General features: G+C 72.5%; 16 protein-coding genes. 10 read left to right on the top strand and 6 right to left on the bottom strand.

All coding sequences use genetic code 11. The features are described from left to right. Positions 1-96: 96 nt before the first annotated feature. Entirely contained in the window at positions 97-1116 is a 1020-nt protein-coding gene (locus ACQPZ4_RS20055) for a DUF418 domain-containing protein (RefSeq protein ID WP_433063199.1), read from the bottom strand. 126 nt (positions 1117-1242) lie between these two features. On the opposite strand from ACQPZ4_RS20055, the gene ACQPZ4_RS20050 reads away from it, so the two are divergent. Beyond that, the gene (locus ACQPZ4_RS20050) at positions 1243-2376 is read left to right on the top strand and encodes a sensor histidine kinase (protein ID WP_433063196.1); all 1134 of its coding nucleotides are present in this window, start codon (positions 1243-1245) and stop codon (positions 2374-2376) included. Continuing rightward, on the top strand, positions 2373-3020 hold the full coding sequence (locus ACQPZ4_RS20045; RefSeq protein WP_433063193.1) for a response regulator: 648 nt from the start codon (positions 2373-2375) through the stop codon (positions 3018-3020). Before ACQPZ4_RS20050 ends, ACQPZ4_RS20045 begins: the two co-directional genes overlap by 4 nt. On the opposite strand, the gene ACQPZ4_RS20040 is transcribed toward ACQPZ4_RS20045, so the two are convergent. Further along, the gene (locus tag ACQPZ4_RS20040; protein WP_433063190.1) at positions 3002-3898 is read right to left on the bottom strand and encodes a PASTA domain-containing protein; all 897 of its coding nucleotides are present in this window, start codon (positions 3896-3898) and stop codon (positions 3002-3004) included. The two genes, ACQPZ4_RS20045 and ACQPZ4_RS20040, sit on opposite strands and share 19 nt — an antisense overlap. 77 nt (positions 3899-3975) lie before the next feature. Further along, positions 3976-5358: an AAA family ATPase gene (locus ACQPZ4_RS20035; protein ID WP_433063187.1), complete on the bottom strand. Its 1383-nt coding sequence runs from the start codon at positions 5356-5358 to the stop codon at positions 3976-3978. Positions 5359-5529: 171 nt separating this feature from the next. Between ACQPZ4_RS20035 and ACQPZ4_RS20030 the strand changes: the two genes are divergently transcribed. After that, positions 5530-6537 (top strand): TIGR00341 family protein, encoded by a 1008-nt coding sequence (locus ACQPZ4_RS20030; protein ID WP_433063184.1) that lies wholly within the window; start codon positions 5530-5532, stop codon positions 6535-6537. 32 nt (positions 6538-6569) lie between these two features. Here ACQPZ4_RS20030 and ACQPZ4_RS20025 read toward each other — a convergent pair whose 3' ends face one another. Genes ACQPZ4_RS20025 through ACQPZ4_RS20015 form a run of 3 tightly spaced genes read right to left on the bottom strand, consistent with a single transcriptional unit; the run spans position 6570 to position 8715 of the window. Further along, positions 6570-7382, bottom strand: coding sequence for a hypothetical protein (locus ACQPZ4_RS20025; protein WP_433063181.1), 813 nt, complete (start codon positions 7380-7382; stop codon positions 6570-6572). A gap of 11 nt (positions 7383-7393) precedes the next feature. Further along, positions 7394-7555, bottom strand: coding sequence for a hypothetical protein (locus ACQPZ4_RS20020; protein ID WP_433063178.1), 162 nt, complete (start codon positions 7553-7555; stop codon positions 7394-7396). Beyond that, on the bottom strand, positions 7552-8715 hold the full coding sequence (locus ACQPZ4_RS20015) for a radical SAM protein (protein WP_433063175.1): 1164 nt from the start codon (positions 8713-8715) through the stop codon (positions 7552-7554). Before ACQPZ4_RS20015 ends, ACQPZ4_RS20020 begins: the two co-directional genes overlap by 4 nt. Before the next feature lie 159 nt (positions 8716-8874). Between ACQPZ4_RS20015 and ACQPZ4_RS20010 the strand changes: the two genes are divergently transcribed. The 7 genes from ACQPZ4_RS20010 (at position 8875) to ACQPZ4_RS19980 (ending at position 15634) form a co-directional block, all read left to right on the top strand. Continuing rightward, positions 8875-9075: a hypothetical protein gene (locus tag ACQPZ4_RS20010; protein WP_433063173.1), complete on the top strand. Its 201-nt coding sequence runs from the start codon at positions 8875-8877 to the stop codon at positions 9073-9075. After that, positions 9072-9608 (top strand): DUF6879 family protein, encoded by a 537-nt coding sequence (locus ACQPZ4_RS20005; protein WP_433063170.1) that lies wholly within the window; start codon positions 9072-9074, stop codon positions 9606-9608. The genes ACQPZ4_RS20010 and ACQPZ4_RS20005 overlap by 4 nt, the downstream gene beginning before the upstream one ends. Continuing rightward, positions 9589-10437 carry a helix-turn-helix domain-containing protein gene (locus tag ACQPZ4_RS20000; protein ID WP_433063167.1) on the top strand — a complete coding sequence of 283 codons (849 nt, stop codon included), beginning with the start codon at positions 9589-9591 and terminating at the stop codon, positions 10435-10437. The genes ACQPZ4_RS20005 and ACQPZ4_RS20000 overlap by 20 nt, the downstream gene beginning before the upstream one ends. Positions 10438-10606: 169 nt before the next feature. Further along, positions 10607-11095 (top strand): hypothetical protein, encoded by a 489-nt coding sequence (locus ACQPZ4_RS19995; RefSeq protein ID WP_433063164.1) that lies wholly within the window; start codon positions 10607-10609, stop codon positions 11093-11095. Between the two features lie 104 nt (positions 11096-11199). Beyond that, the gene (locus ACQPZ4_RS19990; protein ID WP_433063161.1) at positions 11200-12057 is read left to right on the top strand and encodes a hypothetical protein; all 858 of its coding nucleotides are present in this window, start codon (positions 11200-11202) and stop codon (positions 12055-12057) included. Between the two features lie 2 nt (positions 12058-12059). Then, positions 12060-12764, top strand: coding sequence for a protein phosphatase 2C domain-containing protein (locus ACQPZ4_RS19985; protein ID WP_433063158.1), 705 nt, complete (start codon positions 12060-12062; stop codon positions 12762-12764). Beyond that, complete coding sequence (locus ACQPZ4_RS19980) at positions 12761-15634, top strand: tetratricopeptide repeat protein (protein ID WP_433063155.1); 2874 nt, start codon at positions 12761-12763, stop codon at positions 15632-15634. Before ACQPZ4_RS19985 ends, ACQPZ4_RS19980 begins: the two co-directional genes overlap by 4 nt. Positions 15635-15708 lie beyond the last annotated feature (74 nt).

The following is a 15708-nucleotide window of genomic DNA, read 5'->3' as shown; positions in this document are numbered from 1 at the left end:
ACCCCTGGCCCGGGGGTGAGGTACGCGGCGATCGGCTCGCGCCGTTGTCGATGAGTGGATGCCGTCATGGGCCGGGCGGCGCTGACGGCGGACTGGTCACGCCGGGGCGGGGTGGTGGATCGGGGCGCGCTGCCACCAGGTGGCGCAGCGCCAGGCCCACTCGGCCGGGCCGTAGCGGAACGTGCGCAGCCACAGCGTGCTCCACACCGCCTGCACGGCCAGGATGCCCACGGTCAGGCCAATGATCCTGGGCAGGTCGTCCGTGCTGTCGATGCCGAGCAGCGGCCCGGCGACCAGGAACAGCACCGTCGCGCTGAGGTAGTTGGTGAGCGCCATGCGGCCCATCGGCGACAGGACCGCCGACAGCGCCGGCCCGGCTGGAGTGCGCAAGAGCAAGAGCAGGCCGCAGCAGTACGCGAACCCGGTCGCGATGCCCGCCAGTGGGCCCAGCAGGCTCACGCCGCCGCCCGGGCCGCCGAGGACGTTGACGAACGGCAGGTGCACGCCGCGCCACGCGAGCGCCATCCACGTGGCGGCGACGGTGGCGAAGAGGACGAAGGCCACCGCGATCCGGCCGGTTCGATGTTCCAGCGCCTGGGGTACGTCGAGCATGCTCAGCGCGTAGCCCAGTGCCAGCAGGCCGGGGATCGGGCCGTAGCCGACCACCAGCTGCGCGCCGGCGAACAGCAGGACCAGGGCCACCACGAGCGCGACGCGGCCCGGCAGGTAGCTCAGCGGGAGCAGCACGACGAGCCCGGCCAGCGCGTACGCCGTGAGGGCCTCGCCCGGATGGAACGCGAAGTGCACGGCGCCGATGACGAACAGGATCGCCAGGCGGCGGGCCAGCACCAGCCGGGGCCGGTCGGTGCGCAGGCGCGCGCGGCGCAGGAAGATGCCGAAGCCGATCCCGAACAGCACCGCGAAGATGGGGTAGAACCGTTCGTAGAACAGCAGTTGCACCGGCAGCGGCATCCTCGTCGCGGTGCCGGCGCCCGCGCCGTGGAAGACGACCTGCTGGTAGATGTTGATGATCAGGATGCCGCACAGGGCGAAGCCGCGCAGCGTGTCGAGGGCGTGGATGCGGGGGCCCGCGGTGGAGACGTCGGCGGTCTGCATGTGCAAACCCGTGCCCGGCGTCGATGTGCGGGAACCGCGACGATGGTCGTGAACCGCCACCGACGAAAGTCGCATGCGGGGCGCTCAGCAGGGCATTGACGGTACCGAAGCGTTATGGTTCTGGGCATGGATCGCCGGCGGATGCTCGCGGGCGGCGCCGATGGGCTCGTGGCGGCCGTGGCCGCGGTGGTGGGCGGCGGGCTGGCCTGGGCCGACCCGAACCTGGCCTACCGGTTCGTGGACCTGCCGGCGTGGGGGTTCGTCGCGCTGCAGCTTCTCGCCGCGGGCATGCTGCTCGTACGGCGCCGCCGGCCGTACACCGCGGGCCTGGTCATCGCCGCGATCAACGTCGTGTCGCCGGCGTGGGCCGCGTTCCTGATGCCGTACGCGGTCACGGCCTACGGCGACGGGCGGCGCTGGCGGCCCTGGGCGACGGTGGCGGCGCTCATGCTGACGTTCCTGGCCGGCATGCACGCCTGGACGGTCGACGACCCGTACACCGCGCCGATCCTCATCCTGTTCTCGGCATTGCTGGGACTCTATGTCCGGGCCCGGCGCACCCTGGTCGCCGAGCTCACCGACCGGGCCGAGCGGGCCGAGCGGGAGCGGCTGCTGCTGGCCGAGCAGGCCCGCGCCGAGGAGCGGGTCAAGCTGGCCGGCGAGATGCACGACGCGGTCACCCACCGGATCAACCTGATGGTGCTGCAGGCGGGCGCCCTGCGGGTCAGCGCGTCCGACCCGGCGACCCGGGCCGCGGCCGAGGAGTTGCGGGTGGCCGGCTGCCAGGCGCTGGCCGAGCTGCGGGACCTGGTCGGGGTGCTGCGCGACGGCACGGCGGGCGGCCCGGCGGCTGTCGTGCCGGGCCTCGACGAGCTGGTGCGCGAGTCGCGGGCGGTCGGCCTGCCGGTCCGGCTGGTCGAGGACGGCGATCCGGCGATCGTCGCGCCGACGGTACGCCGCACGCTGTTCCGGGTCGTGCAGGAGTCCCTGACCAACGTGCACAAGCACGCGCCCGGCGCCGACGCCACGGTGTCCGTCCACTATGGATCCGATGGGGTACGGGCGACCGTCGCCAACACGCCCCGCCGCCACGCACCCGACGCCGGGGTCACCGCCGCGGGCGGCGGCAGCGGGCTCGACGGGCTCCGGCACCGGGTCGAGGTGGTGGGCGGCACCCTCAGCGCGGGAGCCACGGCCGAGGGCGGGTTCGCGGTGCGGGCGACGCTTCCGGTGTTCGTGCCGACGGCGGTACCGCGGTGACCCGGGTCCTCGTGGTCGACGACGAGCGGATGGTGTGCGCGCACCTGCGCACGATCCTGGAAGCCGGCGGCCTGGAGGTCGTCGGTGAGGCGTACGACGGCGGGGCGGCGGTCGAGGCGGTCGTGCGGCTGCGCCCCGACGTGCTGCTGATCGACCTGCGCATGCCCGGCGTCGACGGGCTGGCCGCGATCGAGCGCATCGCCGCGCTGACCAGCCCGCCGAAGATGGTGGCGCTGACGACGTTCGACCTCGACGAGTACGTGCTGCGGGCCCTGAAAGCGGGTGCCGTGGGCTTCCTGGTGAAGTCGACCTCGCCCGAGGACCTGGTCGACCTGGTGCGGGTGGCCGCCGCCGGGCACACCGTGCTCTCCCCCGAGGCGGCGCAGCGGCTGGTCAGCAACACCGGCGACCGCCACCGGGCCCGCGACCTGCTCGACGGGCTGACCGACCGCGAGCGCGAGGTGCTCGAGGGCCTCGGCGCGGGCCGCTCGAACCTGCAGATCGCGCGCCACCTGCACCTGTCCGAGGCGACCGTGAAGGGGTACGTCTCGCGCCTGATGGCCAAGCTCGCCCGCGACAACCGCACGGCGCTGGCCCTGCTGGCCCGGGACGCCGGCCTCCGCGGTCAGTGCTCGTCGGGGTAGAGGCCCTTCAGCGGGTCGATCGGGTCCTCGATGTGGCCCGGGTCGGGGTCGGGGCCCTCGCTGAGGGTCACGCCCACCGGTGATCCGGGCGGCCACTCGCTGCCGGCCGCGACGTCCTGCGCGATGACGGTGCCCTTCGGCGCTTCGGAGTACTGGTAGAACCACACCTGGTGCAGCCCGGCCTGGGCGAGCAGGGTGACCGCCTCGGCCGCGGTGAGCCCGGTCAGGTCGGGGACGGTCGTGGTGGGTGGCGGCGGCAGTGGTTCGGTGACCGGGACGGTGGTCGTGGTGGTCCCGTGCGGGGTCAGCGGCGAGGACGTCGAGCCGTAGGCGCCCTGGCGCAGCTCGTACTCCCAGCCGGCGTCGGAGTAGATGTTGGTCAGCCCGGCCAGCCAGGCGATCCCGCCGATGGGCCCGGCCGTGAACGCCGCCGCGAGGTCGCCGGGGCGCACGATGTCGCCGCCGCTGTCGGTGTGGAAGAAGCGGATCGGGGCGAGGTGGAAGTCGACGGTCTGGTCCATCGCGTAGAAGACGCTGTCGCCGTCGGGATTGTCGTAGTCGCAGTGCGGCAGGACGTCGACGCGGTGCACGGCGAAGCGGGGGCGGGTCACGCCGGCGGTCGGGTTGGTCCAGTACACGTAGATCATGCCGAGGCGCAGGACGCCGAACGTGACGTCGTACTTGGCGTAGCCCTCGGTGCCCTGCAGGACGCCGTCGCTCTCGGACTGCATGCCGCCGGTCTGGCCGGGCCGGATCTCGGCGGGTGGCTCCCAGCCGCCCGGGGTCCACTCGCCGTTGCACAGGTGGGAGAACGTCAGGGTCAGCTTGTAGTTGCCGGTGGTATTGCGGATCACCGTACGGGCGGAGCGGAACGGCATGGCCGTCTCCTCGCTGCAGCGCGTGACAGGGCCGGTACGGAAGCGATCCTGCCACAGGCGCCGGCGGCCGAACAGGGTCAGGAGGCGGTACCGAGCAGCGAACGGGTGATGGATTCAGCCTGGGAGAGCATCTCGTCCAGCGCGGCCGCCAGGTGGGTGTCGTCCGGGGCGGTACCGGCCTCGGCGGCGATGAGGACCGCCCGGCGCAGCAGCTCCTTGACGAACGACGCCGTGACGCCGGACGCGCGGGCGGCCGCGTGGTCGAGGGCGGGCGGGGTGAAGGGGAGGCTCCGGGAGTACAACCGCAGCAGTCGACGGCGGGAATCCTCGTCGGGCAGCGGGATCTCCACCGCGAGGTCGACGCGGCCGGGGCGCTGGGCGAGGGCGGGTTCCAGGACGCTGACGCGGTTGGTGGTGAGCAGGAACGCGACGTCGGCGTCGTCGCCGAGCCCGTCGAGGGTCTCCAGGACGCTGAAGAGCAGCGGCTGCGGGCCGTGGTGCAGCTCGCGGGCCTCGGCGACGAGGTCGCAGTCCTCGAGCACGACGAGCGCGGGCTGCAGGGCGCGGGCCATCCGGGCCGCGTCGGCGACGTAGGCGATGGCCGGCCCGGCGAGCAGGATCGCGGTGACGTCGGGCAGCGCGGAGAGCAGGTACCGCACCGTGTGCGTCTTGCCGGTGCCGGGCGGGCCGTACAGCAGCAGCCCGCGCTTGAGATGCTGCCCGGCGGCCCGCAGCCGGTCGCGGTGGCTGGCGATCCCGGCGACGTGCCGGTGCACGCGGTGCAGGACCCCCTCGGGCAGGATGATGTCGTCCGCACCGAGCACCGGCCGGCGATGGAAGACGATCTCGCCCATGCCGCGCTCGTACTGCGAGCCGCCCAGCGACAGCACCTGCCCGCGCAGCACGGAGCGCTCCACCATCAGCGCGCCGACCGCCTCGATGAGCCGCGCGGCGACGCCCTCGGCCGGAGTGACAATCTCCATGGACGCAGCGGTACGGCCGAAGCGCTGGTCGGGCTGCCGCTGGAGCACGGCGACGGGCGTACCGTCGAACGTGAACAGCCGCAGCCCGAACGAGACCGCCTGCCGCGCGGCGTCCGGCCCGGTCGCGACGCTGGTGTAGTCGACGGCGGCGAGGTCGAACTGCCCGTACCGCCCGGCGCGCTGCAGAATCTCGCTCAGCGAGTGGTGCTGGCGCTGCTCTCCCCCGCCGACCCCGACGACCGTGCTGCCGCCGTCGCGCCGCTGCACCTCGTCGAGCGCGATGTCGAGGTCGACGAACTGGTGCGCGGGCACGTTCTCGGTGACGACCGGCAGCCGGCGCGGGTCGGCGCCGAGATGGTCCGCGATGATCGGGACGAGCTGCTCGCCGTCCGCGCCGGCACGGGCGCGGTGCTCGCTGACGACCTCCTCGAGGAAGGTCTTGAAGGCGTCGACGAAGTCCGCCGTGCGTGCATCCATGCTCGCATCATCGTGCTTCCTCGGTACCGCAACGCGCCCGCAACGCCGCCGGAGTGCCGGATTTGTCGAAGTCCGCGGGCTCCTCCGCCGGGAGTGAGGTGCCCGCGCCGGGCGTCGGCGAGGCTGAGTCGGTCCGTGCGGTGCGACGTCAGGGGGAGGCGCGTGACCGGCATGGACGACGGACGAGCCGGAGGCCGGTGGTCGCGGCTGCTGCTGCCGCCCGCGCAGCGCCGGACGATGGCCGAGCTGGCCGACGAGGTCGATCTGGGCCGGGGCGAGCGGGCCGCGAAGCGGTCGGCGTTCTGGTCGATGCTGACGCTGGCGGGCGTGATCGCCGCCGCCGGAATTCTGGCCGACTCGACCGCCACCGTGATCGGCGCCATGATCATCGCGCCGTTGTCGCGGCCGATCATGGGCATGGCCCTGGGCATCGTGACCGCCGACCGGCGCCTGCTGCGGCACGCGGCCGCGGTCGTCGCCGCCGGGATCGCCGTGGTCGTCGCCATCGGCGTCCTCGCCTCCCTCGCGGTGCCGAGCGGCGCGAACCTCCTCGCCAACACCCAGGTGTCCGGGCGTACCGCACCGCGCCTCGCCGACCTGATCGCCGCGGTCGCGACCGGTGTGGCCGGCGCCGTGGGCCTGTCCCGGCGCGACGTCAGCGACGTGCTGCCCGGCGTCGCCATCGCCATCTCGCTCGTGCCGCCCCTGGCCGTGACCGGAGTCTGCCTCGGCCAGGGCGAACTCGCACTCGCCGCCGGCGCCCTGGTGCTGTTCACCTCCAACGTGCTGTCGCTGGTCCTGGCCGGCACGGCGGTGTTCGCCGGGTACGGCTTCGCGCGGCAGGGACGCGGCCTGGCCCGTGCCTATCTGACCATCTCGCTGCTGATGGCGCTCCTGCTCGTCCCGCTCGGCGCGAACACGGCCGCGAACCTCGCGGTCAACGCCTGGACCAACCGGATCACCGCCGCCGCGACGCAATGGGTCGCGGCCGTCCCCGGCGCCGAGGTCCGCACGGTCACCATCTCCGCCCACACCGCGGTCATCGACGTGCTGGCGCCGCAGCCGCTGCCACCGGTCAGCGTCCTGCTCGACGCGCTGCACGGACAGGTGCCGGCCGGCGTCCGCATCGTCGTCACCGTCGCCGACGGCCGGCGCATCGACGCGGGCAGTGTCCGCTGACAACCCGGCGGCGACCGTGGACGGCCCGCGCCTCACGCAACCGTCTGGCGGTAGGTAGCCCATCGACGTGCCGCCGCGGCGAGCCGCGCAGCCCAAGCGTCGCCGGGCGGCCGTTCGGCGATCTCCGCCCAGATTCGGTCCTGGGCGGCGGCGAACGCCCGGAGTCCCCGATCCGGCGCGGTCGACCAGGTCGGAGTCGCTGCGGCGACGGATTCCGCTCCGGCCGGCGTATGGCCGGCCGAAACGAGCCAGATCACCCAGTAGGCGGCGTCGAGCCACGGGGCGCCGCGCGTGGCCCAGCCCCAGTCGACGAAGCACGCAGCACTCGGACCGACGATGATGTTGGTGTTGTTCAGATCGGTGTGCAGCAGCGACGTGCCCGCGAAATAGCGCACCTCGGCCGGATCATTGAGGTATTGCTGGAGGCGTTGGGCAGCGTCGCGAAGCTCAACTCGCGGACAGGGTGTCGCCGCAACGGAATCGAGCAGCGCGACCACGGCTGGAAGGTCCGCCGAGCCAGGCCGGAAATCGGCGTGGTGGCCGGGCAGGTCCTCGAACAGCAGCACGTCCCAGCCACCCGCCTCGACCCGGCCGAGCAGGCGCGGGGCGACACCCACCAGATATGGCGCGATCGCCGCTTCGCGGGCCTGTGTCCAGATCCAGCGGTGGTCGGCCGGGAGCGCCTTACAGAACACCGCACCGCTCGCGGTCGTGAGCCGGGCCGCCACGGCGCTGTTGAGACCCGCATCGACCGGCCGCGCCGCGACAACGGTGCCGATGACGTGTTCGATGCCGGCCCGGACCGCCGCGGGCAGTTCGTCGTACGCGATCCGGGCCGTCGCCACGCGGTGTTCCCTCAGTTGTAGGGGTTGCTGTCGTTGCAGCGACCGCTGTTGGCCGCGGCGGCGGCCTCGACGTCGTCGATGAACACGAGGGCGGCAGGAGCCGGGGTTCGGCCGGCGATGGGACGTCCAGTGGTGCGGGGCCGACGCGTGAGGGTGACGGGTACGGCGGTCATGCCGATGTCCTTTCGCCGTGCTGACAGTAAAGGTGCAGCGGTGCCTCCGCCTCCTGGTAGATGCGGGCCAGCGGCCGGCAGACCCGGCACGTGCCCGCCAAGGTGCAGCCGGAGCATCCACCGGTGCGGAGCATCTGGGCGTCCGCGATCGCGGGCAGACGCAGAAGACCCTGTGGTCCCTCGGTCATGAGGTTGACCGGGCTGTCCCGGCCAATCTTGCACATGGTGACCAGCCCGTGCGGGTCTACGTGGAAGAAGGTGTGTCCGGCGGGGCAGTCGTCGAACGCCCCGTCGCGGTCGAGCGCGCCGGGGGCCTCGGACTCGAGGAATCCGCCACCGATCTGGCTGGGCGCCTGGGCACGCAGTGGCCCGGCGGCGCCGGTGTAGGTCGGTGAGATCGAGCCGTACTCCTTGAACGGCGTCCCGAGGTCCTTCGCGAACTGCCGCATCGCCTCGACTTCGCCGACGTTGTGCCGGGTGACGATGATCGTCAGCTCCACCGGCAGACCGGCCGACTGCGCGGCACGGACGCCCGCGCGCATCGTGTCGAACGCTCCGCGGGTCCGAGTCAGGCGTTCGGCCGTCGTCGCGCCGGCGCCGTACAGGGACACCGTGATCCTGTGCGGCGGCCAGGCCTGGAACAGGTCGATGACGTTGGGCCGAGCGAGCCGCGAGCCATTGGTGAGTATCTCGATCAGCATGCCGGAGCGGGATGCGTGTTCGTACACGACCGGGAAGTCCGGATCGATCAGCGGCTCGCCACCCGTGATCTGGAACCAGAACACGCCCATCTGCACCAGCATGTCGATCATCCGGAGCTTCTCGGCGCGGTCGAGTCCGGCGAATGGCCGCTGTTCGAGGTAGCAGTGCTCGCAGGAGAAGTTGCAGCCCTTGTTGATTTCGTAGGTCGCCCGGCTGTAGGTGACCGGCCCCGGCGAAGGCCTGCGCACCATGACGGTCTGATCCACGCGCCTGCCTCCAAGGTCGATGCTCCATTGGCGTCGCGCCCCATCCACGAACCAGCCCGGAACCCGTTGGAACGTGCCGGCTGCGCGGAGCATTTCGGCATACAGCTCCGCCGGCAGGCTCATGCCCCGCTTCTGCCCCGGCCTGACGGCCATGAAGAGGTCCTCTTGCGGACTCACGATGGCCTCGTACATCGCGCTCGGCCCCTCCCTAGCGGGTTCTGCACACCACGCTAGGTCCGGCGATGCACATCCATCCAGGAAGTTGCAGAAAGTTGCAGGTTGACTGCGCGTAGCGCCGCCCGGAGGATGAATTGTCGGCACAATGACCAACGTCTTTCGATGGAGGCGAACGTGCAGATCACCTTCGTGGCAAAAGACCCTGGCTCGGAGCCATCGGGTTCACCGACGCTTTACCGCACCGATCGCGACTCCTGGCTCGTGCAGGGTTGGATGGTGACCGATCCGGCAGCGCTTGCCGCCATGGACATTCCAGAGGGAGAGACGTGCGTGGAGATCCCGGATCGGCTGGTGCCGTTCTTCCGGCAGACGTGAACCCGCCGTCGCTGCGGCGGGCGAGCTACCACGACCTCAACGCGCTGTGCCGGGGCATCACCACGTCGTTCGTGCATCTCGAGACCCGCGACGCTTACGGAACCGAGGTCGAACTGCCGCACATGGCCAAATGGCGCCGCGGTGAGGCTGACGACCTCGGGTGGCTGGGCTGGTGGCTGGACATGCTCCGCGAGCATCGCGCCGCGGGCCGGACCTGCCGCCGGGCTCGCGTTGTCTCCGAACCGGTCAGTGACTACCAGCAATGGACGCTTAGCCACGTCGAGCGATTCGTCGAGGCGGGCGAAGACATCCGCTACGTTCCGCGTCGGCACTTGGTCAACGTCGCGCTGCCAGGTTCCGGGGACTTCTACGTGTTCGACGACCGGCTGGTGCTGTTCCTGCACTATGCGGGGCGGGGCACGAACACCGGCTTCGAGGTCTCCGAAGATCCCGCGGTCGTCCGGTCGTGCCGGGACGCGTTCGCGGCGGTCTGGGCATACGGCATCCCGGCCCTTGACTACCGACCCGAGTAGCACCGGCGCCCAGGCGCGTAAGGACCTGGGCGCCCGGCTGCGCCAGATCCGCAAGCGGGCCGGGCTCACCGGGCGTGAGCTGGCGGCCGCCACCGGGCAGCACCCCACCAGAATCAGCCGGATCGAGAACGGTGGTCAGCCGCCGACGGAGAAGAACCTGCAGGACTGGTGCACCGTCTGCGGGGCGGCGGAAGACCTGCCGGATCTGCTCGCCACAGCGCGCGCGGTGGAGACGGCGTACATGGAGTGGGCGCGGGCAGCCCGTGCCGGGATGCGCCGCCTTGGCGACCTGCACTCGATCGCCACGTATCGGAGCACGTCGACGTTCCGTATCCACGAGCCCGCTGTGCTGCCGGGCATCGTGCAGACCGAGGCATACCAGCGCCGGATGCTCGCCTGGTGGTACTCCTTCCTCGACGCGCCCGACGACACCGAAGCCGTGCTGGCAATGCGCGCGCAACGGACGGCGATCGCCTTGCAGCCGAGCAAACGCATCGCCGTGGTCCTCGGCGAGCAGGCCCTGCACACGCGGCGGGGAACGCCCGAGGAACACGCCGACCAGCTCAACCACCTCGTGAGCGTGACCCGGCTGCCGTCCGTGTCCGTCGGGGTCATCCCCGCCGACGCGGAACGCCGGGCCATTGCCAGCATCGGCTTCTGGATCTTCGACAGCTCCGCCGTCGCACTCGAAACGCCGACCGCCGCCATCAAGGTGACCCGGCCACACGAGATCGCGCGCTACGCGGCGCTGTTCCAGCAACTGCAGACCGAAGCGGTCCACGGCCAGGACGCGCGACGGCTCATCGCCGACGTGCTCGCCCGCCTGTAGGTGCGGCCCGGTGAACCGGTCGCGGCGGTGGGGCGTGGTTGGGGTTATGGCATCTCGCCGCTTTCGTTCCGCGCTGACCGTGCTGAGCGCGGTTTTGCTGCCGCTGTTGGTCGCGTGTGGCCCGAGCCGTGACACCGCGTCGCCCGCCGAACGAGCGACGAGTGCAGTCGTGCCGGGGACCAGTGCGCCGCGCAACACGTACTCGCCGCCGCCGCCGGATGTGCCGTACGAGATGAGTGACTTCGGGAGCGTGTGCCGGGGTGGGGGGTATGTCGGGGTCGCGGCCTATCCCGGGCCGGTGCCGCGGTACGTCTACGCCGCCGGTGGGCTGCCCATGCCGGGCGAGTGGGCGACCGAGACGGTTCACCTGGTGCAGCTCGTCGCCTGCTCCGAGCAGAGCGAGGGCAAGCCGGTGCGCACCTGCCCGTACTCCGGGGACGGCGGGACTCCGGTCACCCGTACCGTCGTCGAGGGGATCACCACCGTCACGCTGCGCGCTGCGCGGACCGGGAACGTGGTGGCGACGGTGCAGCTGGTCGGGGCGGACGCGGACCAGTGTCCGGCGCTGCTGTACAACCAGGGAAAGGACCACACGGTTGCCACCGAGGTGACCGAGGAGCAGGTGCGCAAGGCACTCGCGCGGTACGTGACCGGCTGAGGCGTCAGGCGGGGCGGGCCGTTTCGTCATGATCCATCGACCGAATGGACTGTGATCAGGGCCAGGTGCTGCTCGTTCGCGGTTTGGCGTGGCAGGGTGGGCCGATGCCGTACACCGCGCAGATCAGCCGCTCCAGCCCGACCTGCTTCGTCTTCCTCGTCGACCAGTCGGCGTCGATGGACGACCGGATGGGTGGCGAGGACGCCCCCGGCGGGCAGGGTGGGCAGCGCAAGGCCGACGTCGTCGCCGACGCGCTCAACCGACTGCTGCTGGAGCTGACGATCCGGTGCACGAAGGAGGAGGCGGTCGTCCGCGACTACTTCCACATCGCGGTCATCGGGTACGGGGCCCGGGTCGGGACGGCGTTCGCAGGGAGTCTGGCCGAGCGGGACGTCGCGCCGATCTCGGTGGTCGCCGAGCAGTCGGTGCGCATCGAGCCGCGGACGAAGAAGGTGCCCGACGGGGCCGGTGGCCTGGTCGAGACGACGGTGCGGTTCCCGATCTGGGTGGATCCGGTCGCGGACGGGGCGACGCCGATGACGCAGGCGCTGACGTACGCGCGGCACGTGGTCGAGCGTTTCGTACAGCAGCATCCGGACTGTTTCCCGCCGGTGGTGCTCAACCTGACCGACGGCATGCCGACCGACGGTGACGCCGGACCCGCCGCGGCGGGGCTGCGGGCGGTCGCGTCCTCCGACGGGAACGTGCTGCTGTTCAACCTGCACATCTCTGATGCCGGTGGGCAGAAGGTGCTGTTCCCCGACCACGACGGTTCGCTGCCGGACGAGTACGCGCGGAGCCTGTTCGCGATGAGCTCGGTGCTGCCGTCGCACATGCGCGGGTACGCGATGAGCCAGGACATCAAGGCCGGCGAGGCGGCGCGGGGCTTCGGCTACAACGCCGACATCATCACCATCGTGCAGTTCCTGGAGATCGGCACCCGCGCGTCCGACCTGCGCTGACGATGGAGCTCGAGATCGCCGTACTGCACGCGCCCAAGCGGGGGTCGAGCGAGGCCGAGTACGAGGACGCCTGGCACACCGAGCCGATTTCAAGCAACGTCGCTCGGCTGGCGGTCGCCGACGGGGCGAGCGAGGCCATGCTAGCCGGGCGCTGGGCCAATGAGCTGGTCCGAACCTTCACCGACGACGTGGCCGGGACCGCGGCGCGGGCCGCTAAAGGGTGGGACGCCGTCGTCGCGGAGTACGTGGCCGACCGGGAAGAGCGCGAAAAACCGATCCGCTGGTACGAGGAGCCGGGTCTCGAACGCGGCGCCTACGCGACGCTGCTCGGCGTGGAGGTGCGCGCCGACGGTACCTTCGCGGCCTCTGCGGTCGGCGACTCGTGCCTGTTCCAGGTCCGGGCCGGCCGGTTGCTGCTCGCGTTCCCGATCGACGACCCGGCCGGGTTCGGCAGCGCGCCCGACCTGCTGCCGTCGCGGCGCCTGGACCCGGAGAAGGTGGCGGCCGTCCAGCGGCAGGTCAGCGGGGCCTGGCAGGACGGCGACGTGTTCCACCTCGCGACCGACGCCGTCGCCCACTGGATTCTCGCGCACGGCGGGCCGGACGGCGCCGCGGCGCTCACCGAGGGCGACATCGAGGGGCTGCGCGAGCGCGGCGAGCTGCGCGACGACGACGTCACCCTGGTCACGGCCGTGGTCACCGGATGACGGCCCGGGCGTTCCCGTCGCGGTCGGACTACTTCGACGCGCTTCAGCACGCCGACACCGCCCTTTTGGATCCGGTACTGCGAGCAGGTGAGCTCCGCGTCGCGGTGGCAACCGGCCTGCCGGCGGTGATGGGCTCCGGCACGTTCGCGTCCGTGTTCCAGGTCAAAGAGGCCGAGACGGGCAAGCGGTGGGCCGTGAAGTGCTTCACCCAGCACGCGGCCGATCAGCAGGAGCGGTACGAGCACATCTCGGCCGCCCTCGCCGGGCTCGACCTGCCGGAGCTGACCGGGTTCGAGTACCTGCCGGAGGGCATCGAGATCCGCGGCGAGCGGTACCCGATCCTCAAGATGGAGTGGGTCGAGGCCACCAGCCTCATGACCTGGCTCGAGGACAACTACCTGCACCGGGACCGGGTGGCCAGGCTCGCCGACGAGGTGCTCGCGCTCACGGCCCGGCTGGAGGCGGCCGGGATCGCCCACGGCGACCTGCAGCACGGCAACCTGCTCGTGGCCGGCGACGACGCGCTGCGGCTCATCGACTACGACGGCATGTTCGTGCCCGCCCTGGCCGGCCGCCCGGCCAACGAGTTCGGGCTGCCCGACTACCAGTCGCCGCGGCGGACCCCGGCGGACTTCGGGCCCGGCCTGGACCGCTTCTCGGCCTGGTCGATCTGCACGTCGCTGACCGCGCTGTCGGTCGCGCCGTACCTGTGGGAGACCCTGCGCGCACAGTACGACGACCGGCTCCTGCTCGGTGCCGCCGACTACGCCGCGCCGGGCGAGTCGGCGGCGCTGCGCACGCTGCGGGAGCTCGGCGATCCCCGGGTCGCCGAGCTGGCCGAGCGGCTGGCCGTCATGTGCACCGCGGACCTGGCCGACCTGCCGGCCCCGGCCGGCGCCGGGCTGCCCGCGGCGGCCGTCATCGCCCCGGCCCCCGCGGCCCCGGAGTCCGCCGCCGCCGAGCCGATCACGTCGGCGCCGGCCGACGACCCCCTCGACGAGGCGGCCGCGCAGGTCGCCGCCCTGGCCGAGCGGGTCGAGCTGCGCCGGTCCCTGGCCGCCGAGGACCCCGGCCTGTACCTGGCCTCGCTGGCGGCAGCCCTGCACACGTACGGGTACTGGCTGGCCCAGCGCGGCCGGCTCGCCGAGGCCCTGGCCGCCACCGGCGAGGCCGTCGGCATCCGGCGGGTGCTGCCCGATGCCGCCCCGGCCGACCTGGCGTCGTCGCTGCAGAACCTCGGCCTGTACCTCGCGCGGGCCGGCCGGTTCGCGGAGGCGGCCGCGGCGGCCCGCGAGGAGGTGGCGCTGCGCCGCGACCTGCCGGGCGGGGCCGGGAACGCGCTGTTCAACCTGGCCCTGTGGCTGCACCGGGCCGGGCGGCCCGAGGAGGCGATCGAGGCCTCCGGCGAGCTGCTGCACGTCCGGTACGCCAACGCCGAGGCCGAGCCCGACCAGTACGCGTACGCGCTGCGGCAGTTCGGCTGGCTCCTCAACGACCTGGGCCGCTTCGCGCAGGCCCTGCCGGCGCTCGCCGATGCCCTGGCCGCGTTCCGGGTCCACGGCGACGCCGACGACGTCGCCGAGACGCTCGACCACCTGGCCTTCACCTACGGCAACCTGTCGCGGTGGGCCGAGGCGATGACGGCCAACGACGAGTCGATGCGCATCCGGGCCACCCTGCCGGACACCGACCCGGCGGATACGGCCCGCCAGCTGCACCGCCGCCGCGCCGGGCTGGCGGAGCTGGGCCGGCCCGCCGAAGCCCTCGCCGCCGAGGACGACGCGATCCGGACGATCCGGCCGGCGGCCGCCGCGGATCCCGGGACGCACTGGCCGGCGCTCGCCCAGTACCTCAGAGGGCGGGCCCAGCTGCTGGCCGACGCCGAACGGTTCGCCGACGTCCTCGCGGCGGCCACGGAGGCCGTCGCGATCGGCCGGCAGCTGGCCGCCGACGGGCCCGACCGCCTCCGGGACCTCGCCTACGCGCTGCGGTTGCTGGCCCGCGGGCTGAGCGGTACCGGCAAGGTGGACAAGGCGATCGAGGCCGCCTCGGAGTCGATCCTCATCGAGCGCCGGCTCGCCCAGAGCGACCCGAAGGCCGTGCCGCGGGTCGCCGAGGCCGCGTGGCGGCTGGCGCTGGTGTACAGCGCGCACGAGCGGTGGGCCGAGGCGATCAGGCCGGGCCTGGAGACCATCGCCATCCGGCGCAACCTGGCCGGGTCCGACCCCAAGACGTACCTCGGGCTGCTGGCTATCAACCTGCGGCTGGTCGGGTCCTGGCACGCCAGCCTCAACCGCTGGGGCGACGTGCTGGTCTACGACGACGAGGCGATCGCGATCCGGCGGATGCTGGCGGCCGAGGATCCCGCCGGGAACCTGCCCGCGCTGGCCGGCCTGCTGGACCACCGCAGCATCACGCTCTGGCGCAGCGGCCGGGTGCCCGAGGGGGTACCGGTGTCGGCCGAGGCGGTCGCGATCTGGCGCCGGGTCGCCGCGGCCGACCCCGAGCGCCTGCACGACCTCGGCGTCTCGCTCGGCGTCTGGGCGGACCGGCTGAACCAGAGCCGCCGCTACCTCGAGGCCATCCAGCCCCGGGCCGAGGCCGTGGCCCTGCGCCGGCGGCCGGGCGAGGACCCGCTGGACCTGGCGCGCAACCTGGAGCAGTTCGGGTACTCGTGCCTGCGGGCGAGCTCGAACGTCAAGGACGGGCTGCGGGCGACCGGCGAGGCCATCGCGATCCTGGACCATCTCGCCGCGACCGGGGTGCGGGTCCCCGCCGACCGCCGGCACGCGGCCGTGGAGAACCACGCGTGCCTGCTGGAGAAGCTCGGGCGGCATCGGGAGGCGGCGACCGTACGATCGCGCGGGTAGTGACTCGGCGGTTCGGATGACCTTGGCCCGCCGTTCGGCGTTGCCGCAGGTCCGGACCGGTCCGGCCGGATAAC

Source organism: Dactylosporangium sp. CS-033363, from assembly GCF_050942475.1.
Classification (GTDB): domain Bacteria; phylum Actinomycetota; class Actinomycetes; order Mycobacteriales; family Micromonosporaceae; genus Dactylosporangium.
This window is presented reverse-complemented; position numbering and strand designations above follow the sequence as displayed.

Bases quoted from the DNA above. Each gene is read 5' to 3' on its own strand.
- ACQPZ4_RS20035 (WP_433063187.1), bottom strand. From the start codon at position 5,358: ATGGATGCACGCACGGCGGACTTCGTCGACGCCTTCAAGACCTTCCTC.
- ACQPZ4_RS19980 (WP_433063155.1), top strand. From the start codon at position 12,761: ATGACGGCCCGGGCGTTCCCGTCGCGGTCGGACTACTTCGACGCGCTT.
- ACQPZ4_RS20050 (WP_433063196.1), top strand. From the start codon at position 1,243: ATGGATCGCCGGCGGATGCTCGCGGGCGGCGCCGATGGGCTCGTGGCG.
- ACQPZ4_RS20015 (WP_433063175.1), bottom strand. From the start codon at position 8,715: ATGTACGAGGCCATCGTGAGTCCGCAAGAGGACCTCTTCATGGCCGTC.
- ACQPZ4_RS19985 (WP_433063158.1), top strand. From the start codon at position 12,060: ATGGAGCTCGAGATCGCCGTACTGCACGCGCCCAAGCGGGGGTCGAGC.
- ACQPZ4_RS19990 (WP_433063161.1), top strand. From the start codon at position 11,200: ATGCCGTACACCGCGCAGATCAGCCGCTCCAGCCCGACCTGCTTCGTC.
- ACQPZ4_RS20020 (WP_433063178.1), bottom strand. From the start codon at position 7,555: ATGACCGCCGTACCCGTCACCCTCACGCGTCGGCCCCGCACCACTGGA.
- ACQPZ4_RS20055 (WP_433063199.1), bottom strand. From the start codon at position 1,116: ATGCAGACCGCCGACGTCTCCACCGCGGGCCCCCGCATCCACGCCCTC.
- ACQPZ4_RS20030 (WP_433063184.1), top strand. From the start codon at position 5,530: ATGGACGACGGACGAGCCGGAGGCCGGTGGTCGCGGCTGCTGCTGCCG.
- ACQPZ4_RS20040 (WP_433063190.1), bottom strand. From the start codon at position 3,898: ATGCCGTTCCGCTCCGCCCGTACGGTGATCCGCAATACCACCGGCAAC.